Annotated in this window: 19 protein-coding genes and 1 other RNA gene; 18 read left to right on the top strand and 2 right to left on the bottom strand. The window is 34.9% G+C overall.

The window, feature by feature from the left end; genetic code table 11:
* The first annotated feature begins 140 nt into the window (after positions 1–140).
* The 17 genes from secG (at position 141) to OB_RS18795 (ending at position 16,572) form a co-directional block, all read left to right on the top strand.
* Positions 141–374, top strand: a complete 234-nt coding sequence (secG, locus tag OB_RS12475; RefSeq protein ID WP_011066821.1) for a preprotein translocase subunit SecG — start codon at positions 141–143, stop codon at positions 372–374.
* A gap of 105 nt (positions 375–479) precedes the next feature.
* The gene (locus OB_RS12470) at positions 480–1,220 is read left to right on the top strand and encodes an alpha/beta hydrolase (RefSeq protein ID WP_011066820.1); all 741 of its coding nucleotides are present in this window, start codon (positions 480–482) and stop codon (positions 1,218–1,220) included.
* Between the two features lie 37 nt (positions 1,221–1,257).
* A complete protein-coding gene (gene rnr, locus OB_RS12465) occupies positions 1,258–3,474 on the top strand; it encodes a ribonuclease R (RefSeq protein WP_173338118.1) in 2,217 nt (738 codons plus the stop codon).
* Between the two features lie 188 nt (positions 3,475–3,662).
* Complete coding sequence (gene zupT / locus OB_RS12460; protein ID WP_011066818.1) at positions 3,663–4,469, top strand: zinc transporter ZupT; 807 nt, start codon at positions 3,663–3,665, stop codon at positions 4,467–4,469.
* 182 nt (positions 4,470–4,651) lie between these two features.
* Positions 4,652–5,119 (top strand): SsrA-binding protein SmpB, encoded by a 468-nt coding sequence (smpB, locus tag OB_RS12455; RefSeq protein ID WP_011066817.1) that lies wholly within the window; start codon positions 4,652–4,654, stop codon positions 5,117–5,119.
* 107 nt (positions 5,120–5,226) lie between these two features.
* Positions 5,227–5,590: a transfer-messenger RNA gene (ssrA, locus tag OB_RS17955) on the top strand.
* A 363-nt stretch (positions 5,591–5,953) separates the two neighbouring features.
* A complete protein-coding gene (locus tag OB_RS12450; protein ID WP_011066816.1) occupies positions 5,954–6,301 on the top strand; it encodes an ArsR/SmtB family transcription factor in 348 nt (115 codons plus the stop codon).
* Positions 6,302–6,314: 13 nt separating this feature from the next.
* Entirely contained in the window at positions 6,315–7,613 is a 1,299-nt protein-coding gene (locus OB_RS12445) for an arsenic transporter (protein ID WP_011066815.1), read from the top strand.
* 13 nt (positions 7,614–7,626) lie between these two features.
* Entirely contained in the window at positions 7,627–8,046 is a 420-nt protein-coding gene (gene arsC, locus OB_RS12440; protein ID WP_011066814.1) for an arsenate reductase (thioredoxin), read from the top strand.
* A 267-nt stretch (positions 8,047–8,313) separates the two neighbouring features.
* On the top strand, positions 8,314–9,246 hold the full coding sequence (gene rfbA, locus OB_RS12435; RefSeq protein WP_011066812.1) for a glucose-1-phosphate thymidylyltransferase RfbA: 933 nt from the start codon (positions 8,314–8,316) through the stop codon (positions 9,244–9,246).
* Positions 9,239–10,276 carry a dTDP-glucose 4,6-dehydratase gene (gene rfbB, locus OB_RS12430; protein ID WP_011066811.1) on the top strand — a complete coding sequence of 346 codons (1,038 nt, stop codon included), beginning with the start codon at positions 9,239–9,241 and terminating at the stop codon, positions 10,274–10,276. Before rfbA ends, rfbB begins: the two co-directional genes overlap by 8 nt.
* Positions 10,231–11,211, top strand: coding sequence for a glycosyltransferase family 2 protein (locus OB_RS12425; protein WP_231846947.1), 981 nt, complete (start codon positions 10,231–10,233; stop codon positions 11,209–11,211). The genes rfbB and OB_RS12425 overlap by 46 nt, the downstream gene beginning before the upstream one ends.
* Positions 11,212–11,904 (top strand): GNAT family N-acetyltransferase, encoded by a 693-nt coding sequence (locus tag OB_RS12420; protein WP_011066809.1) that lies wholly within the window; start codon positions 11,212–11,214, stop codon positions 11,902–11,904.
* 2 nt (positions 11,905–11,906) lie between these two features.
* Positions 11,907–12,263, top strand: coding sequence for an EamA family transporter (locus OB_RS12415; RefSeq protein WP_011066808.1), 357 nt, complete (start codon positions 11,907–11,909; stop codon positions 12,261–12,263).
* Positions 12,264–12,267: 4 nt separating this feature from the next.
* Positions 12,268–13,398: a dTDP-4-amino-4,6-dideoxygalactose transaminase gene (gene rffA, locus OB_RS12410; RefSeq protein ID WP_011066807.1), complete on the top strand. Its 1,131-nt coding sequence runs from the start codon at positions 12,268–12,270 to the stop codon at positions 13,396–13,398.
* On the top strand, positions 13,361–15,052 hold the full coding sequence (locus OB_RS12405; protein WP_011066806.1) for a DUF6044 family protein: 1,692 nt from the start codon (positions 13,361–13,363) through the stop codon (positions 15,050–15,052). Before rffA ends, OB_RS12405 begins: the two co-directional genes overlap by 38 nt.
* Positions 15,053–15,366: 314 nt before the next feature.
* The gene (locus OB_RS18795) at positions 15,367–16,572 is read left to right on the top strand and encodes a PcsB-like coiled-coil domain-containing protein (RefSeq protein ID WP_011066805.1); all 1,206 of its coding nucleotides are present in this window, start codon (positions 15,367–15,369) and stop codon (positions 16,570–16,572) included.
* Between the two features lie 490 nt (positions 16,573–17,062).
* Here OB_RS18795 and OB_RS12395 read toward each other — a convergent pair whose 3' ends face one another.
* Positions 17,063–18,163: a copper resistance D family protein gene (locus OB_RS12395; protein ID WP_011066804.1), complete on the bottom strand. Its 1,101-nt coding sequence runs from the start codon at positions 18,161–18,163 to the stop codon at positions 17,063–17,065.
* Positions 18,164–18,166: 3 nt separating this feature from the next.
* Positions 18,167–18,751 carry a copper resistance CopC family protein gene (locus OB_RS12390; protein WP_011066803.1) on the bottom strand — a complete coding sequence of 195 codons (585 nt, stop codon included), beginning with the start codon at positions 18,749–18,751 and terminating at the stop codon, positions 18,167–18,169.
* A gap of 184 nt (positions 18,752–18,935) precedes the next feature.
* Between OB_RS12390 and OB_RS12385 the strand changes: the two genes are divergently transcribed.
* A complete protein-coding gene (locus tag OB_RS12385) occupies positions 18,936–19,991 on the top strand; it encodes a M42 family metallopeptidase (protein WP_011066802.1) in 1,056 nt (351 codons plus the stop codon).
* Positions 19,992–20,093 lie beyond the last annotated feature (102 nt).

Below are 20,093 nucleotides of genomic sequence, written 5' to 3'. Positions count from 1 at the left end.
AATATAATTGCAAAATAATTTATTCTTTGAACATCATCACTATTTTAAAAACAATATTGTAAAATCATCTTGCTAAATAAATCCAATATATGATAAAGTATATGTTAGGTATTGTCGGATACAGGAGGTGTCGGGGACACATGATTACTGTGATAAATATATTGCTTGTTATTGATGTTATTGTGATGATTACACTTGTTTTATTACAATCTGGAAAAAGTGCTGGATTGTCAGGAGCCGTTTCCGGAGGAGCAGAACAATTATTTGGTAAGCAAAAAGCAAGAGGCATTGATTTAGTATTACATCGTTCTACTATTGTAACAGGTGTTCTATTCTTTGTATTAGCTTTTTTAGCAGCCTACGTTTTACAATAAAGAAGCGATTCCTTATCACTTATGTGGTAAGGATTTTTTATTTTTACGTTGTATATCCTTGAAGAACGGGTAAAGTAAATAGAGACGATAAAAGGAGATAGAGAAATGAAAATAAAATTACCAGAGCCATTTACATTTGAAGCAGGAGATAAAGCTGTATTATTACTACATGGATTTACCGGTCATTCTGCAGACGTACGTATGCTAGGTAGATTTTTGGAGAAAAAAGGGTATACTTCACATGCACCAATTTATAGAGGACATGGACAACCTCCTGAAGAATTAATTAAAAGTAACCCTGAACAATGGTGGGCAGATGTGGAAGCTGCATATAATCACTTGCAAGATTTGGGTTATGAAGAAATTGCAGTTGCTGGCCTTTCTTTAGGTGGTGTGTTAGGACTTAAATTAGCTTATTCCAAAAATATCAAAGGTATTGTAACGATGTGTTCTCCTATGTTTTTTGATAATGAACAGGAATTGACAAAGGGGTTCCGTCAATTTTCCACAGAATTTAAACAGCTGGAGAAAAAAGATAAAGAAGTTATCGAAGAAGAAGTAAATCAATTAATGGATCAATCTAAAGACTTATTTAAGGGTGTAGCTACAACGATTAATGAAGTAAAGACAAATATCGATATGATCTATACTCCGACATTTGTGGTACAAGCTAAGAATGACAAGATGATTAATACCGACAGTGCCAATTATATTTATGAAAATGTAGAAGCTTCCAAAAAAGATATGAAATGGTATGAAGAGTCTGGTCATGTTATTACGATGGACAAAGAAAAAGATCAGCTTCATGAGGATATTTATCAATTTCTAGAAAGTTTAGATTGGTAACAAACAGGAAAAGAATATTATGAAAGAAGGTGAAAGTATGAAAGAGAAAATAATAAATTATTTTAAAGAATCTGGAACAAAACCATTATCTGTACAGGAATTAGAAGAAGCATTCCAACTTGAAAATGCAGATGATTTTAAAGATCTTGTCAAGGCGTTAAATGAATTAGAACTTGAAGGGGAATTGGTTCGAACAAGAAAAAATCGATTTGGACTACCGGATAAAATGAATTTGGTAAAAGGAAATATACAAATGCATGCAAAGGGATTTGCATTTTTAATTGCTGAGGATGAAAATTCAAAAGATGTATATATCCATGCAAATGATATGGGGTCAGCAATGAATGGCGATAAAGTATTGGTTCGATTAGAAAAACCTTATTCTGATGGTGCGAGACCAGAAGGGAAAGTCATACGTATCTTAGAAAGAGCTGTTATTCAAGTAGTTGGTACGTATGAAGATAATCGTTCGTTTGGGTTCGTAATCGCTGATGATAAGCGGATACCAAGTGATATCTTTATCCCTAAGGCAAATACGCACGGAGCTGTACAAGGGCATAAGGTAATAGCCCGCATCTCCAAGTATCCTGAGGGCCGAAATAGTGCTGAAGGCGAAATTATCCATATTCTAGGCCATAAAAATGATCCGGGTATTGATATTTTATCCATTATTCATAAACATGGAATTCAAGTTGATTTCCCAGAGGATGTATTAGAACAGGCTCAACAGACCCCAGAAGAGATTCATCCAGACGAGATAAATGGTAGAAGAGATCTTCGTAACGAAACTATTGTAACGATTGATGGTGCAGATGCAAAGGACTTAGATGACGCAGTAACCGTTAAGAAATTATCTAACGGAAATTATAAATTAGGTGTATACATTGCCGATGTAAGTCATTATGTAAAAGAGGAATCTCCTATTGATCGCGAAGCTCTTGAAAGAGGAACAAGTGTCTACTTAGTTGACCGAGTTATCCCGATGATACCTCATCGATTATCTAATGGAATTTGTTCATTAAATCCAAAAGTTGATCGATTAACACTTGGTTGTGAAATGGAAATTAATCATCAAGGTCAGGTAGTTGAACATGAAATCTTTCAAAGTGTTATTCATTCTACTGAACGTATGACATATAGTGATGTGAATAAAATCTTGGTAGATCAAGATGAAGAACTGCGAGACAAGTATGAACCACTTGTTCCGATGTTTGAAGAAATGGAGAATTTAGCTTCCATCTTAAGAGAAAAACGATTTGGTCGCGGTGCGATTGATTTTGATTTCAAAGAAGCACAAGTTCTAGTGGATGACATGGGAAGACCAACTGATGTCGCAATAAGAGAGCGTTCTGTTGCTGAACGACTTATTGAAGAATTTATGCTTGCTGCAAATGAAACGATTGCAGAGCATTTCCATTGGATGGATGTACCATTTATCCATCGTATTCACGAAGAACCTGACGAAGGAAAATTAGAAAAATTCTTTGACTTTTTAGCAGGCCTAGGTATTTCTGTGAAAGGTACAGCAGGAGATATCCACCCTCAAGAGTTACAGAAAGTTATTGATTCCATTCGTGGGGAACCAGAAGAGATGATTGTATCGAAATTAATGCTACGCTCTATGCAGCAAGCGAAATATGATCCTCAAAGTATTGGACACTTTGGTTTAGCGACCGATTTCTATACCCATTTCACTTCTCCAATTAGACGTTATCCAGATTTAATTGTACATCGTTTAATCCGAACGTACTTGATTGAGAAGAAAATGGACAGTAAAACGTTGAAACATTGGAAATCCCGCATGCCTGAAATCGCTAGACATACTTCAGAGCGGGAGAGAAGAGCAGTTGATGCGGAACGTGATACAGATGAAATGAAAAAAGCAGAATATATGAAAGACAAAATTGGCGAAGAGTTTACAGGATTAATTAGTTCAGTTACCAATTTTGGTATGTTTGTTGAATTGGAGAACACGGTAGAAGGACTTATTCATGTCAGCTATCTAACAGATGATTATTATCACTTCGATGAACGTAGTCAAGCGCTGATTGGTGAGCGTACCGCAAACATTTATCGTGTCGGTGATGAAGTAGATGTTAAAGTGGTCCATGTGAATACAGATGAGTATACCGTTGATTTTGAATTGGTTTCTTCTGGTAAAGCAACTCCAAAAAAGAAAAAGAGACAGCGAGTACCGAAAAAGGTAGTGCAGTCTTCTAAAAAAACAAAGCCAAAGAATAAAAAGAAAAGATAAACTAAAAACTACATGAATGATCAAAATCATTCATGTAGTTTTTTGGATAAGCTTATCTGAGTAACATAAAATAGGCATATGACATATAAGTGAAGAAGACTATATAATGACTAATTAATTTTTTCAATATATAATGAATGAAAAAATTATATTCAAAACAGTTGGAACAACTATGTGGGGGAGTATAGATGGATAACATGTTATTGGCATTCCTGCTTACCTTATTTGCAGGATTAGCAACAGGTGTTGGGAGTTTGATTGCTTTCATGGCAAAGACCACCAACACGAAATTTTTATCTTTTGCTTTAGGGCTTTCTGCGGGAGTAATGATTTATGTATCGATGGTTGATATCTTTTTTAAAGCAAAAGATGCGCTAACTGCATATCTAGGCGATACACAAGGATATTGGCTTACAGTTATAGCCTTTTTCGGTGGAATGTTATTAATTGGATTTATTGATCGATTTATTCCTAAATATACAAATCCTCATGAAGTGAAAAAAGTAGAAGATATGAAGAAGCCACATCAACCTTTACGAGATCCGGATTTAATGAAAATGGGCCTTTTTACAGCTCTCGCGCTTGCCATTCATAATTTTCCAGAGGGGATTGCAACTTTTGTATCGACATTACATGATCCTTCTATTGGTTTAGCGATTGCGATTGCAGTAGCGATTCATAATATCCCTGAAGGAATTGCCGTTTCTGTTCCAATTTATTATGCAACTGGTGATCGAAAAAAAGCTTTTAAATATTCATTCTTATCTGGTTTAGCCGAACCTTTAGGTGCGATAGTTGCAATACTTATCTTAATGCCTTTCTTAAATGATTTGATGTTTGGAATTATATTTGCAATGGTTGCTGGTATAATGGTATTTATATCGTTGGATGAATTATTACCTGCAGCTCGAAAGTATGATGAAGCACATATGTCAATGTATGGTGTGATTTCAGGTATGGCACTTATGGCAGTCAGTCTATTATTATTAGCATGATGGGTGTGTTCCAGTTGGAATACACTTATTTTTTTGATAAAATAAAGGTCTATCGTTGTTCAAATGACTAATAAAATGATTGGTGCTTCGATATAGAGAGTTTTTCTTCATCTCATAACATCTGTGTCGAACTCACATCCTTTTTATTTGATTTTGAACACATATTAGTAGGAGGAACGGTTATGCCAAAAGGAAATGGAAAAGTAATTGCACAAAATAAAAAAGCTTCCCATGATTATTTCATAGAGGATACGTACGAAGCTGGTATCGTTCTTCATGGAACTGAGATCAAATCAATTCGTAATGGTAGGGTAAACATTAAAGATTCCCATGCGCGTATAGATCGAAAAGGTGAAGTGCAATTAATTAATTTACACATAGCAGAATACGAGCAGGGAAATCGTTATAATCATGATCCAACGCGATCTCGTAAATTATTACTACATCGTAAGGAAATCGATAAATTAATTGGTTTAACCCAACAACAAGGATATGCTTTAGTGCCGTTAAAGATTTATTTAAAAAATGGATTTGCCAAAGTATTAATCGGTCTTGGAAAAGGGAAGAAGAAATATGATAAGCGAGAAGATTTAAAACAGAAGCAAATGAAAAGAGATGTAGATCGTGCCATTAAAGATCATATGCGTTAAGATGTTGTTAAATGTTGCCAGCACTTGATTTTTAGCGTGGCTTTGTTATAATAAGTTATAGAATTAAATAACAGAAATGAGCTCATTCCCGAGCGTTTCTCTTTTACGGGGACGTTACGGATTCGACAGGGATAGATTGAGCTCAGGTTGCACGTCGAGGTTACGGCTCGTAAAACGTTATGCCTAAATATAACTGGCAAAGAAACTAATCAACCTGTTTTAGCAGCTGCGTAAGTAGCCTAAAACGATCCTTCCTGGCATCGCCCGTGTGGCAGATTGAAGGGTCTCAAATTAAGCGGGCTATGCTACGATCCTCCGCCTGGGGATTTGTAGATGAATCTAATCAGGCTAGCTCCATGAAAGCCTGTTGGTAGGCCAACATGAGAGCGAATGATAATATACCAACTACGCGTGTAGAAGCCTGAGTGGCGATATCCTTGGACGAGGGTTCGACTCCCTCCGTCTCCACCAATACATAATATATTGGTGTGAAATTACATAAAAAGTCATGATAACATTTTTCGTTATCTCACTTTAAATTCTAATATTGTACGTTGAAGTCATCTCCCGATTGGGTGATGGCTTTTTTATGTTGATGGATATAAGTGTCTATATAGAATGTAGGTACTATATGTGTCTTAATCGTTTAACTATCAACTGCTAGATGAGTGACCAAAAATCTTTAGGAGCAATAAAAAAGGCACTCATTATAGTGGTCTAAATCTAAACGTACAAGATAAACCAGCAAAACATTAAAATCCGCGAAAGTCACCAAACATAAGCATTGACTTATATAAGCAAATGCTTATATAATATCTCAAGGAGGCGGTAACTATGGTTCAAAGTCAAACTAGATACGAATCTCAAGAATTAACAGAGTTACTGAGGATAATGAGTGATCCTACTCGTCTTTTAATGGCATACTTTTTACAAAGTAAAACATATTGCGTATGTGAATTTGTTGAAATGTTTGAAATGACTCAACCGGCAATTAGCCAGCACATACGTAAATTAAAACGAATGGATTTAATTACGGAAACGAGAAAAGGCCAGTGGAGATATTTTACAATAAACGATCAATCACCTTATTATTCATTGGTTCAACAGATTCTCAATACTATTAATCCAGAAGATACAAAAGTAAAAAGTATATTGTTAAAAGAAAAACCTATGGAATGTTAGGGAGGTATTTAGATTGTCATCAGTGTTTATTACATCAAGTATATTTTTACTTACGCTCATATTAGTGATATGGCAACCAAAGAATTTAAATATCGGCTGGTCAGCATGTGGGGGAGCAATTGTTGCTTTACTTTTTGGTGTTGTCAGCATTAGTGATGTCTGGGATGTAACGGGAATTGTTTGGAATGCAACTCTTACATTTATTGCAATCATTCTTATATCATTAATATTGGATGAAATTGGGTTTTTCGAATGGTCTGCGCTTCATATGTCACGTCTTGCAAAAGGCAATGGAATTCTAATGTTTATTTATGTTTGTGTGCTTGGGTCAATTGTTGCCGCATTTTTTGCCAATGATGGGGCAGCACTAATCTTAACACCAATTGTATTAGCAATGGTACGATCCTTAGACTTTGATGAAAAAATAGTTTTCCCATTTATCATTGCAAGTGGATTTATTGCAGATACAACTTCACTTCCTTTAATCGTAAGTAACTTAGTAAATATTGTTTCAGCGGACTTCTTTGGAATTGGATTTGTGGAATATGCGACACATATGATTGTTCCAACAATTGTTGCACTTGGATCTAGTATAATTGTGCTTTTCGTTTATTTTCGAAAAAGAATTCCAAGAACATACGATTATTCCAAATTAAAAGAACCGCATGAGGCGATTAAAGATCATCGTATGTTTCGCTTATCGTGGTTTGTATTAGGTTTGTTATTAGTCGGATATTTAGTTAGTGAGTTTGTTGGTATTCCAGTATCCTTTATAGCTGGTGTGATTGCTATTATATTTTTAATTGTTGCGAAGAATAGTAAGGCTGTTAATACGATGACGGTTGTAAAAGGCGCTCCATGGAATATTGTCTTTTTCTCCATCGGTATGTATGTGGTAGTTTATGGATTGCGTAATGTTGGACTAACGGATATTTTGGCTGATATTATACAAGTTGTTGCAGATCAAGGAATGTTTGCAGCAACCATGGGAATGGGCTTCATTGCTGCATTTTTATCTTCCATAATGAATAATATGCCAACAGTGATGATTGATGCTCTTGCAATTGCCGAAACTTCTACAAGTCAGATGGTACGCGAGGCTTTAATCTATGCTAATGTTGTTGGTGCAGACTTAGGGCCAAAGATTACACCAATTGGATCTTTAGCAACATTATTATGGCTTCACGTCCTAACTCAAAAAGGAGTTAAAATATCGTGGGGTACTTACTTTAAAACCGGAATTGTAATAACAATACCTGTCTTATTTATGACTCTTGCAGGATTGTTTATGTGGTTAATGATTATAAATTAAAGGAGTTTTTAATATGTCTAAAAAAATTATATATTTCTTATGTACTGGAAATTCATGTCGCAGTCAAATGGCAGAAGGATGGGGAAAGAAAATCCTAGGTGAAGAATGGGATGTGTATAGTGCAGGAATTGAAGCACATGGACTTAATCCAAATGCCATAAAAGCAATGAGAGAAGTAGATATCGATATTACAAATCAAACTTCAGATCAAATTGATAAGGATATCTTAAATAAAGCAGACTTTGTTGTTACTTTATGTGGGGATGCGAAGGATAAATGTCCAATGACTCCTCCACATGTAAAAAGAGACCATTGGGGATTTGAGGATCCTGCAAAAGCACAAGGTACTGAAGAAGAAAAGTGGACTGTATTTCAGCAGGTTCGTGATAAAATTGGCGACCGCATAAAAGTGTTTGCTAAAACAGGAGAATAATTGTCATAGATAGCATGAAGGTAGATGACTACCTTCATGCTTTTTTGTTATATTCAAGTATAAAAACCGTGGATATGTCTATGATTTTATTATTGTATAAAGCCAAAATGTTAAAACGAAATAATCAAGATGAAATATATTTGAAATAAGAATGTAAGTTTATAAAACTATATTTAAAGGGAATGAACAAATGAACAGGAAATTTTATTTCAAGATAGCAATAAAACAGGCTTTAAACGCTAATAAGATTAGGAAGGTGTGTTACTAATGAAGGGGATTTTACTCGCAGGTGGAAGCGGAACACGACTGTCTCCAAGTACGGATAGCTTAAATAAGCACTTACTTCCGGTTTATGACAAGCCGATGATTTATTATCCACTATCAGTATTAATGCTAGGTGGTTTAAAAGAAATTATGATTATCAGTACGCCAGAGGATATTTCTCGATTTGAAAGGCTACTTGGTGATGGATCGCAATTAGGAATTAGTATTACTTATCGAGTGCAGGAAGAACCAAAAGGAATTCCAGAAGCACTTATTATTGCTGAAGATTTTATTGGCACAGAGGATGTCACTTTGATGCTTGCCGATAATATATTTTATGGTCAAGGGTTTACTACGTTATTAAGAAAAGCAATTAAAGATCATCAGCATGCAACGGTGTTTGGTTACCGTGTCAAAGATCCGGAGCGATTTGGCGTTGTTGAATTTGACCATAATCAAAAAGCAATTTCTATTGAAGAAAAGCCTGAAGATCCCAAATCTGATTTTGCTGTAACAGGTTTATATATGTATGATTATCGAGCAGTTAATATTGCGAAGAATTTAGAGCCCTCTGACAGAGGAGAATTAGAAATTACGGATATTAACAAAGAGTACCTAAAGTGCAATCAATTAGATGTCGAGTTGTTAGGTAGAGGGTTTGCATGGATGGATGCCGGCACACAAGAAGCACTATTCGATGCAGCGGAATTCATAAAAACAACTCAACAACGACAGGGATTTAAAATCGCATGTTTAGAAGAAATTGCGTTTTATATGGGTTATATTTCCAAAGAAGCATTATATGAAAGAGGAAAAACGATGGAAAAAAATGATTACGGTCAATATCTTATGGAAATTGCCGATAGAAAGCATCATCAGCAATACTGGGATTCGATCGATCATCATCCAATGTTAGGACTGGTTGAAAATGAATAAGTCAGCAATTTTAATAACAGGTGGAGCTGGATTTATTGGATCAAATTTTATCCATTACTTTATGGATGTATATCCGGAAGTTCCGATTGTTAATATAGATAAATTAACTTATGCTGGATCTCTTCAGAATCTTAAAGGAATAGATTCAAACTCTAACTATCATTTTGTAGAAGGTGATATTGCAGATGAACAGGTTGTACAGCATGTATTTCAAAATTTTGATATCCACGGAGTCATTCATTTTGCAGCCGAATCACATGTGGATAGGTCTATTGAAGATGCGCGTTCTTTTGTAGATACGAATGTTGTCGGCACGCTGAACTTACTACAAGCTGCACGTAATGATTGGGAAGAAAAAGGGGAACTAGAAGGCAGGCGTTTTCATCATATATCAACTGACGAAGTATATGGTTCACTTGGAGAAGAAGGAATGTTTACTGAAGAAACTCCTTATGATCCTAGAAACCCATATAGTGCGTCAAAGGCTGGTGCAAACCTGATGGTGAAAAGTTTTGGGTATACGTATGGTATGAATGTTATTTTATCTTCAAGTTCGAATAACTATGGACCTAGACAGCATCAAGAGAAGTTGTTACCTACAATTATTGAAAAAGCGTTAAGCGGCAAGGAAATTCCGATTTATGGTGACGGAAAAAATGTTCGAGATTGGTTATATGTAGAAGATCATTGCCGGGCAATTGATACGGTATATCATTTTGGGAAATCTCAGGAGACATATAACGTCGGTGGTAGAAACGAAAGAACTAACCTTGAAATGACAAATCAGATTTGTGATATTCTAAATGATTTACGTCCTGATTTATTATCCAAGTATGAATTGGAGAAGTTTCAAGATTTGATTACATTTGTCGAAGATCGTAGAGGACACGATTTACGGTATGCAATTGACGATCGTAAATTAAGAAATGAATTACAATGGGAACCAAAACAAACATTAGAGAATGGACTGAAACAAACTATTGAGTGGTATATAAGAAAATGGGAATCTCCTACAAAAATGAACCAGTAATTTCAGTTGTAGTACCTGTTTATGGTTGCAAAACCTGCCTTGTAGAATTATGTAGTCGTATTAAAGAGACGGTACTGTCCATTCCAGCTCAATATGAAATAATACTCGTCAACGACGCAAGTCCAGATCAAGCGTGGGAAGTAATTGCAAGATTGCATGAACAGGACAATAAAATTAAAGGTATTGATTTAGCTAAAAATTTTGGGCAACATCATGCGATAACTGCAGGATTGGACTATGCTCAAGGAGATTGGGTTGTGGTCATGGATTGTGATCTTCAAGATCGGCCAGAAGAAATCAAGTTATTATTTGAAAAGGCAATGGAAGGATATGACGTGGTTTTCGCACAGCGTGTAAAACGTCAAGATAAATCAATCAAGCGTCTTTCTTCCAAACTTTTTTATAAAATATATGATTATTTCGCTGGGCAAGAGAGTGATGCATCTATTGCTAATTACAGTATTATCTCTTCGAAAGTTGCAAGCAGTTATCGAAAAATGAGAGAGCAAAATAGATATTACCCGATGTTTATCAAATGGTTGGGATTCAAGCAAACGAAGATACCAGTGCAACATGATCAACGAAAAGAAGGAGAATCATCTTATAACCTGAAAAAACTAGTTTCATTAGCTACTGATGCGATTGTTTCCCAATCGAATAAACCACTCCGAATTTCGATTAGTTTTGGGTTTTTGATGTCGTTGGTCTCCTTTGTGTATGCAGTCTATTTATTTGGTAGATATTTCTTTTTAGACGAACATGTACAGGGGTGGACGAGTGTAATGGTATCTATTTTCTTTATTGGTGGTTTAATATTTTTCCAATTTGGAATTATAGGTTTGTATTTAGGCAAAATTTTTAATGAAACAAAGAACAGACCGATTTATACCGTTCGAAATGTAATAGGAGAAAAACAAGAAGATGGGGTTGATTAGATGATAAAAACATACTTAGAGCCTACGCCATGGGATCGACGTAATTTCCCATTTGAAACATATCAACTAACAGAATATAGTGAAGCAGCTTTAAGAGAAACGGATCAGGTAGAAGGACATTTTACAGTAAAAGTAGGATCGTTTGAAGATACAAAGCTATTACATGAATATGGATTCTATTATGCTGATACTTTGATTGCACCATTTTGTAAAAAGGAACGTTTCCTATCTGAAAGAGCAGAAGAGGTTTCATTTACAGAGGACTTTGATAAAGACGAGATTCTTAATATTGCAGAAGAAGCGTTTCAAGGTGGCAGATACCATCGTGATCCTAATATACCAAATAACATGGCAGATCAAAGATATCGAAATTGGGTTCAAGATTTAATTGATCAAGATTTAATTTTAGCATACAAACAAAACGGGAAAATTGCTGGCTTCTTTGCTTATAAAGATAATCAAATATTGTTGTTAGCTATGCACGAAGATTACCGAGGAAAAGGAATGGCTACTGCATTTGCTGGAGCGTGTGTCAACGAACAATTTAAGAGAACCGGCTATTCGGAACTGAAGACATCCATATCCCCTAGTAATCCAGCTTCCTTAAATGTATTTCTTGGTTTAGGATTTCGTCTCGGACCAGCTACCGATATATATCACAAATTAAATGGAACGCTCGGAGAAAGGGAATAACTATGGCATATGCATATATTATTGGAACCATTGTTTTCACTGTGTATGGTCAATTAATTATTAAATGGACGATGGATAAACAAGGAGAACTTCCCGCTGGTTTGATGGATAAATTTTTATTTTTAGTGCAGATGATATGGAATCCTTGGATTTTATCTGGGTTTGTAGCAGCTTTTCTTGCAGCATTGAGTTGGATGGCGGCCATGACGAAATTTGATATCAGTTATGCATATCCTTTTATGAGTCTATCATTTGTACTTGTTTTTATACTATCGGCAATATTCTTTGGAGAACCAATCAGTACACAGAAAATAGTTGGATTTGGATTAATTATACTAGGAATTATAGTAATGAGGTGATCAGTTGATACCATTTAATATACCTTGTCATTTAGGTCAAGAAGAAGAAGCAATCGCTGAAGCAATTAAAGAGCAAAAGTTATCTGGGAATGGCCGTTTTAGTCGATATTGTACGACATGGTTGGAGAATCAGTTAGACGCAAAAAAAGCAATATTAACTCCGTCCTGTACGGCCGCTTTGGAAATGTCTGCCATTTTGACAGATGTGTCAGAAGGAGACGAAGTTATTATGCCATCCTATACATTTGTGTCTACCGCTAATGCATTTGCATTGCGAGGAGCACATATTCGGTTTGTAGATGTGGAACCAACGACAATGAATATTGATCCGAAGGCTATTGAAGCAGCAATTAATCATCGAACTAAAGCAATCGTAGTGGTTCACTATGGGGGTGTGGCTTGTGATATGATTCCTATCATGAACTTGGCAAACGAACATCAATTATGGGTAATTGAAGATGCGGCACAAGGATTAAAGAGTCAGTATAATGGACGTCCATTAGGAACTATTGGTCATCTTGGGACATTTAGTTTTCATGAAACAAAAAATTATACATGTGGAGAAGGCGGAGCTCTTATAATAAATGACGATGCTTTTATCGAACGTGCAGAGATCATACAGGAAAAAGGCACAGACCGTTCTAAATTTGTTCGCGGGGAAGTAGACAAATATACATGGCGAGATATCGGATCTTCTTATTTAACGAGTGAATTAAATGCAGCCTATTTATCTGTTCAATTGGATCAAGCAGAAGTCATTAACCAAGATCGTCTTGCTACTTGGTATTTGTATCAAAAAGGATTAAAGCCATTAGAAGAAAAAGGAATTTTAGATTTACCAACCATACCAAATGGATATAAGCATAATGCACATATGTTTTACATTAAAACAAAAACAGAAGAAGACAGAAATGAACTTATTAAATACTTAAAGGAACAAGAAATTATGGCTGTAACCCATTATGTTCCATTACACCAATCTGAAGCTGGTAGATATTATGGATCCTTCTCAGGAGAAGACATGTATACAACATCTCATAGTAACAGGATTCTACGCTTACCACTTTATTACGGAATAACAAAAAGGGATGTCGCATATGTCATACAAACAATTCAGCAATATTATTCAACATAAATGGCTGTGGCTTGGTGTATTAATTATTCTTGCGTACCTATCACCATATTTTATAAATGGAGAAAACACGCATCTACGAATACATGACAATATGGATTCAAACGTTGTATGGTATAAAGTTCTAGCCGAAAGCGGAAAAATATTTACACTACAAGATGTGATGTTACCATACGCAATAGATGGATTGCCTCGCAGCGCTTTACCGTCACCATTTGATGCTGTCGTTTGGCTTTATGTATTATTTGAACCAATAACCGCCTATACGATAAGCCAAACAATAATGCGATTAGCAGCATATTTTGGGATGTATCTATTATTAACAAGATTTGTATTAGCAAAAGATACGACTCCTTGGATTACCGTTGGTGTATCACTTGCATTTGCGATGTTACCGTATTGGCCATCAGGAGCTTTATCTATTGCCGGCATTCCATTAGCTTTATATGTATTTTTGACGATTCGAAAATATAAATCCGAAGCACCGAAACATGTTTGGGTATTTTTAGTGATTATTCCATTCTTTTCGAACTTTATTTTAAGTTTTGTATTTTTCGTCGGATTAATGGGTGTTTTATGGTTAGTTGATTATATTCGACAAAAGGAATGGAATTGGAGTTTTTTTAAAGCACTATGCTTAATGACATCAATGTATCTTGTGAAAAACTACTTATTAATAACGTCGATGTTTTTTGACTCTAATTTTACATCGCATCGAGAAGAACTTGATTTAGGATATAATTCGTTTGAGCGAAGTTATGAATTAGCATGGGAGAATTTCTTATATGGACATACCCACGATGAAGCGCATCAAGCATATATTATTGTTCCAATAATTCTTTTTGCGCTATTCTTAGCCATATTTAAGAAGGTTCAACCCAAACTTCTAATCACACTATTTCTAAGTAATTTAATACTTTCCTTCTGGTATGCATTCTGGTATTGGGAAGGCTGGCGTTTAATAAAAGATGAGATATCCATTGTTAATACATTTAACTTTGCAAGAATACATTTTCTAGATCCGACTATTTGGTATATTGCATTTGCGATTGCATTAGTGATTATTTGGAAATATGCAAAGTTAGGTAAATATCTCGTTATACTCGTATTAATTGCCCAAAGTCTTTATTTGTTTGTGTTAACCGAGGATATAAAATATGGTGAAGTTGGAACTCCAACATTTAACGAGTTTTATTCTGAGGAATTATTTACAGAAATTAAACAATATATCGGTGAGGATCCATCTAGTTATCGTGTCGTTAGCATCGGCATGCATCCAACAATTGCACAATACAATGGATTTTACACGTTGGATACATATAACAATAGCTTCCCTTTAGAATATAAGCATAATTTCCGAGAAGTTATAGCTGATGAATTAGATAAAAGCCCTTCCCTAAAGAATTACTTCGATACATGGGGAGGTAGATTGTATATGTATGTAGCAGAACATGGAGAGAATTATATGTTTACAAAGGATAGAAATGAGCCTATTCAACAACTTGATATTAATACAGAAGCGTTAAAGAACTTAGGAGGAGATTATATCCTCTCAGCAGTACCGATTAATAACGCTGATGAAATTAATTTAGAACTTGAAAACCGATTTGAACACGAGGATTCACCATGGGAAATCTATCTTTATCAAGTTTCATAACGAAGTGAATTTCATAATGGCTACCTTTTTAACAGAATTTAGCTCAAACCATAAATGAACTATTTCTTGGAAATTTTTATTCAAGAAATAGTTCGTTTTTTTATGAACAATATTATGTTGATATATTCTCTATTTTTTAATTATTCCATACATGATACATAAATGTAATACTATGATAATACCATTGAAATCTCTAGATGTTACACTGCATATGTTCTAATTTAAGGATAAACATGAAAAATTTAGATATACATAAATAATTTGTACACTCAATTTTTCGAGATAGACCAAGAAAGCAAAGGGGGAGCTTAATAATGAATAAATCACTCAGATTGCTATCAATTGTGGTTATACTTACTTTCGTAGTTTCTATCTTTCATAGTCCAGTCTATGCAAATTCAAAAGAGGATTTAAATGAAGTGAAAGATGAACGAAATAAGATTCAAGAAGAATTGTCTGACTCAGAACAAAAGGTTATGGACACGGTAGAAGAATTAAATACTCTATCTACTAAAATTGATAGTCTTCAAGTTGAATTGGAAGAGAAAGAAGCACTTATAGATGAAACAGAACAAAAAATGAATGAAACAATGAATAACATATCTGATTTAGAGGAAGAAATCAAAGATCTAGAGGAAAAAATTGAAGAACGATTTGATATATTAAAGGATCGTTTAGTATCTGTTCAACAAACAGGTGGAGATATTACGTACTTAGAAGTGATTTTTGGTTCTCAAAGCTTTCATGATTTTGTTAATCGTGTCAGTGCTGTAAATAAAATTACAGATTCTGATGCAGCTTTAATTGAGCAACAAGAGTTAGATATGCAAAAGTTAGAAGATAACAAGCAACAAATTGTCGTAAAGTTAAATGATTTAAATGAATTAAAAGATGAACAAGATCAAATGAAGGCGGATGTAGAAAAAAAGCTTGTAGTTCAAAAAAATCAACAATCCGAACTAGAAAGTAAGAGAAATAGTCTTCAAGCAATGGTAGAAGAACTAGAAATGTCTGACAGTAAATTAGCTTCTCTAGAAAGCAATATCAAAACGGATATTCAAAAAGAAGAGGAAGCAAAAGCTAAAGCAATTGCTGCCAAAGAAGCTGAAAAGAAAGCACAGGCATCAAAGCAAGAAGCTCCTGAAAGCGAAGTGTTAAATTCTTCTACTTCAAAGGATGAAGAAGAAAATAAACCAGTAAAACCAGAAAAGCCAGAAGCCAATAATGATAATAAGACATTTACAGTAACAGCAACTGCCTATACAGCAGACTGTGAAGGGTGTTCAGGCAAGACTTCATATAATGGTATTGATTTGAATGAAAATCCAGATATCAAAGTGATTGCAGTTGATCCTGAAGTTATACCACTCGGTAGCATTGTTGAAGTCGAAGGGTACGGAGTAGCTATAGCTGCTGATACCGGTAGTGCTATTAAAGGGAAGAAGATTGATGTGTTTATTTCCGATAAAACTGCTGCTCGTAACTGGGGAGTAAAAACGGTAAAAGTAACTGTAAGATAGATAACGTATAAAAAAGAGATTGGACAGAAGTCCAATCTCTTTTTTGCGGTCTAGGAAATTATAAAATTTTTGGGCTGTGGATAAAACAACTAAGTTATTTAGCCACGTCCAGCTCCAGCGCCCATCACCTATTGTCCTTACGGAAACCTCCTTACGATGAAGAAGACTGCCGAATGTCCTTTGTGAGGCATAGTCGCACTTATGCCCTTGCGGTGAAAGTCAACATCGATTCGCATACGCTTATCGTGTTTCCTTTATCTCAAAGAAATAAAGAAGTTCGACCAGTCGAACCACCCCTTGAAAACCAGGGGCGCAGTACATACGGTGATAAACGGGCGCTTGCGCTTTTGTTTCGGGTGAACACTATTATCCACTGTGATTTCTCTAACTAAAATAGAAGATGGATCTCAAACCTTCAGAGAGAAACCGGGGGCGCACTCGCTACGATTTTAAAGGTGTATTACGCTTTTGTTTAGCATTAGCATTTTACTTAACGAATCGAGATACTTTGTATAATGGCAAAATAAGCCATTATGATAAAGATAACGGATACTAAAAACGAAAGTGCTGCATTTTTTTTTATTTTAAAAATGTATAAACTTCCAAGAAGACATAAAAATGCTATTGCTCCTAAGAAAAGACCAGAATCTGTAGCAATCAGAGCAACTTTACTACCTTCTAACGAACCATCATAAAACATACTTAACAATGGTGCATATCCACCATGTTCTATAAGATTGTCTAGGTTCATTGGCGGTGATTGTTCATTAAGCGCACCAGTTATAATGAAAATGAAAGTAATAATCATGAATTCCACACGTACCCATGGCTTAGGTTTAAATGTAGGATCCTTTTTTATCCTTTTTTTCATCCAAAAACCATTAATTAATGCATATAAGATTAGCGGAATTATAAATAAATGCTTAAGTAACAAGCTTTGCCCATAGGAAACTAAAAAGGTATCTGTATAATCTGTCCCTGCTGTAGTTACGTTCATTAATAATATGCCACTGACAGTAATTAATAGAAAGCAACCAATTGCAGTTGGATGAAACCACTTTAGAAAGCCTAACCAATTCGATGAATTCGATGAGAGCCAACTTACGATTAACAATATCCCGGACCAAACAGAAACTGCTAATACATGCATAGCGTGAATTGCTATACCATAAGTTCCTTCAATACTCCCAGCATGACTGGACCAGGCAATTCCAATGGTAAGAAGAAAAAGAAGGAATAGCTCCCCTATAATGAATTTCAACCGATATTCATTTCCAAAGATTGTTATATAGAATGCAGTAACGATACAAATAATAAACGTAAAGAGCCAAGCATTTCCGATTCGGAAAGTGAGTAGAATCGATTCAACTGCAGATCCAATCCCTTCCATCCCAGCGACATGTGTGATTAATTGTATCAAAGGAACAAAAGACAATAATGCAATACCCAATACTGCAAATAATTGTAATGAGATAGAAATACTAATAGTCGGTTTAGATTTTGAGGGAATCCATCTTAGAATAAATGCTCCTGCCAGAAAAGAGAAACATAAATAAAGTAACGTCTCACTCCATATTGTGAAGAAGTACATAACTTATTTTTTCTTTCTAATTAATACAATTCCAATAATCGCGATAATTGCTACAAGAAGAATTGCGATAATCATGGTGTTAGAACTAGAATCTGAAGCAGTTTCTTCATTTGTTTCATTTGTAGTAGTAGAGTCTTCTGATTCGGATTGATTATCTTCAGTCATTGATTCATCCTCTTCAGTAGTATTTGTTTCTTCCGTATTATCTTCTTCTGAAGCTTCTTCTAATTCTTCAGCATCAACTTCAAAAGAGATCGAGTCCTGCATCGCATGTCCGTCTACACCAATAATATCCCAAGTCACTGTATAAGAACCATTAGGTAGTTCCTCTTCTAATGTTGCAACAAGTTCACCTTCAGTTATAGAAATATCATTGTTCTCAAACGTATCTCCTTCACTATTCTCAACTTGTAAAGAAGCATTTTGCTCTATAACAGTATCGAAGTTTAGCTGAATTGTATCTATAGACTCTGTAATTGTTGAACCATCTTCTGGATCTGAAGAATCCAAATGTGTGTGTGCAAATACTGTGTTTGCACTAAAAAGGAATAAAATGGCTACAAACAATAGCATTGATATTTTTTTCATAAGAATAACCTCCTAAAATTTTTATGTCGTTATCAGATTACTAAATAATGCATGCAGAAACAACTTTTAATACCACTAAACTATTGACACTTTCGTGACGATACTACTGTGTGAAAACTATGATATTTAGGAGTATTGAGTTAAAATAAGTGAAGATGATTATTACTAAAGGAGTGAATTTGATATGGAAAGTTATCCAAATGCTCAAGCAACAAAAACAATAATTGAACAATTAGTGAAAATCCCAAGTCCAACGGGGTATACAACTGAAGCGATATCGTTTGTTGAAAATTACTTGAGGCAGTTAGGAGTTGAAACAAAACGAAATCGTAAAGGAGGTTTAATTGCGACTGTTAAAGGAGAAAACGATAATAAACATCGCTTTCTAACAGCTCATGTTGATACGCTTGGAGCTATGGTAAAGGAAGTAAAAGATAACGGACGTTTAAAAATTCAGCGAATAGGCGGATTTCCCTTTAATTATATTGAAGGAGAATATTGTACTATTCATATGTCTAATAACAATTCTATTAGTGGTACAATTCTAATGCATCAAACCGCAGTTCATGTTTATCATAAGTCATCTTCATTAGAAAGAAGTGAGGATAATATTGAAATACGAATTGATGCAGAAGTACATAATGCTAATGACACTCGAGCGCTCGGGATAGAAGTAGGAGACTTTATATCGTTCGAGCCGAGAGTAGAGATAACAGATAATGGATTTATTAAGTCTAGACACCTAGATGATAAAGCGAGTGTTGGTATATTATTGCAAGTGATAAAACAAATCGAAGCAGAAAATATAAAACTACCTCATACAACCCATTTTTTATTCTCAAATAATGAAGAAATAGGGTATGGAGGTAATTCAAATATAACTCCTGAAACTGTGGAGTATTTAGCAGTTGATATGGGAGCAATCGGGGATGGACAATTAACAGATGAATATACTGTTTCTATTTGTGTGAAAGATTCTTCAGGGCCTTATCATTATGGGCTTCGCAACCATCTTGTGAAGATAGCGAAACAACATGATATTAGTTATAAATTAGATATATATCCTTATTACCAGTCAGATGCATCAGCAGCTATCCAATCAGGTAATGATATTATACATGGATTAATTGGTCCTGGAATTGATGCATCTCATGCTTTTGAACGAACGCATGAATCTTCGTTAATTCATACAGAAAAATTAATCTATCATTATATTCAAACAAAAATTATCGATATATGAAAATGTGGGGAAGAATAAAACGTAATAGCTAATTTATTGTATAGACAAATCTAAAGCATAATTTCACGGGGGTGTAGATCGAATAGTGCTGCTCACAATCAA

The organism is Oceanobacillus iheyensis HTE831 (assembly GCF_000011245.1).
Classification (GTDB): Bacteria; Bacillota; Bacilli; order Bacillales; family Amphibacillaceae; genus Oceanobacillus; species Oceanobacillus iheyensis.
This window is presented reverse-complemented; position numbering and strand designations above follow the sequence as displayed.

Excerpts from the sequence above, each read along its gene's own strand:
- rfbA (WP_011066812.1), top strand. The coding sequence starts at position 8,314 with ATGAAGGGGATTTTACTCGCAGGTGGAAGCGGAACACGACTGTCTCCA.
- OB_RS12390 (WP_011066803.1), bottom strand. The coding sequence starts at position 18,751 with ATGAAAAAAATATCAATGCTATTGTTTGTAGCCATTTTATTCCTTTTT.
- OB_RS12395 (WP_011066804.1), bottom strand. The coding sequence starts at position 18,163 with ATGTACTTCTTCACAATATGGAGTGAGACGTTACTTTATTTATGTTTC.
- OB_RS12470 (WP_011066820.1), top strand. The coding sequence starts at position 480 with ATGAAAATAAAATTACCAGAGCCATTTACATTTGAAGCAGGAGATAAA.
- OB_RS12385 (WP_011066802.1), top strand. The coding sequence starts at position 18,936 with ATGGAAAGTTATCCAAATGCTCAAGCAACAAAAACAATAATTGAACAA.
- arsC (WP_011066814.1), top strand. The coding sequence starts at position 7,627 with ATGTCTAAAAAAATTATATATTTCTTATGTACTGGAAATTCATGTCGC.
- OB_RS12420 (WP_011066809.1), top strand. The coding sequence starts at position 11,212 with ATGATAAAAACATACTTAGAGCCTACGCCATGGGATCGACGTAATTTC.
- OB_RS12450 (WP_011066816.1), top strand. The coding sequence starts at position 5,954 with ATGGTTCAAAGTCAAACTAGATACGAATCTCAAGAATTAACAGAGTTA.
- OB_RS12415 (WP_011066808.1), top strand. The coding sequence starts at position 11,907 with ATGGCATATGCATATATTATTGGAACCATTGTTTTCACTGTGTATGGT.
- OB_RS12405 (WP_011066806.1), top strand. The coding sequence starts at position 13,361 with ATGTCATACAAACAATTCAGCAATATTATTCAACATAAATGGCTGTGG.
- rnr (WP_173338118.1), top strand. The coding sequence starts at position 1,258 with ATGAAAGAGAAAATAATAAATTATTTTAAAGAATCTGGAACAAAACCA.
- smpB (WP_011066817.1), top strand. The coding sequence starts at position 4,652 with ATGCCAAAAGGAAATGGAAAAGTAATTGCACAAAATAAAAAAGCTTCC.
- rfbB (WP_011066811.1), top strand. The coding sequence starts at position 9,239 with ATGAATAAGTCAGCAATTTTAATAACAGGTGGAGCTGGATTTATTGGA.
- secG (WP_011066821.1), top strand. The coding sequence starts at position 141 with ATGATTACTGTGATAAATATATTGCTTGTTATTGATGTTATTGTGATG.
- zupT (WP_011066818.1), top strand. The coding sequence starts at position 3,663 with ATGGATAACATGTTATTGGCATTCCTGCTTACCTTATTTGCAGGATTA.
- OB_RS18795 (WP_011066805.1), top strand. The coding sequence starts at position 15,367 with ATGAATAAATCACTCAGATTGCTATCAATTGTGGTTATACTTACTTTC.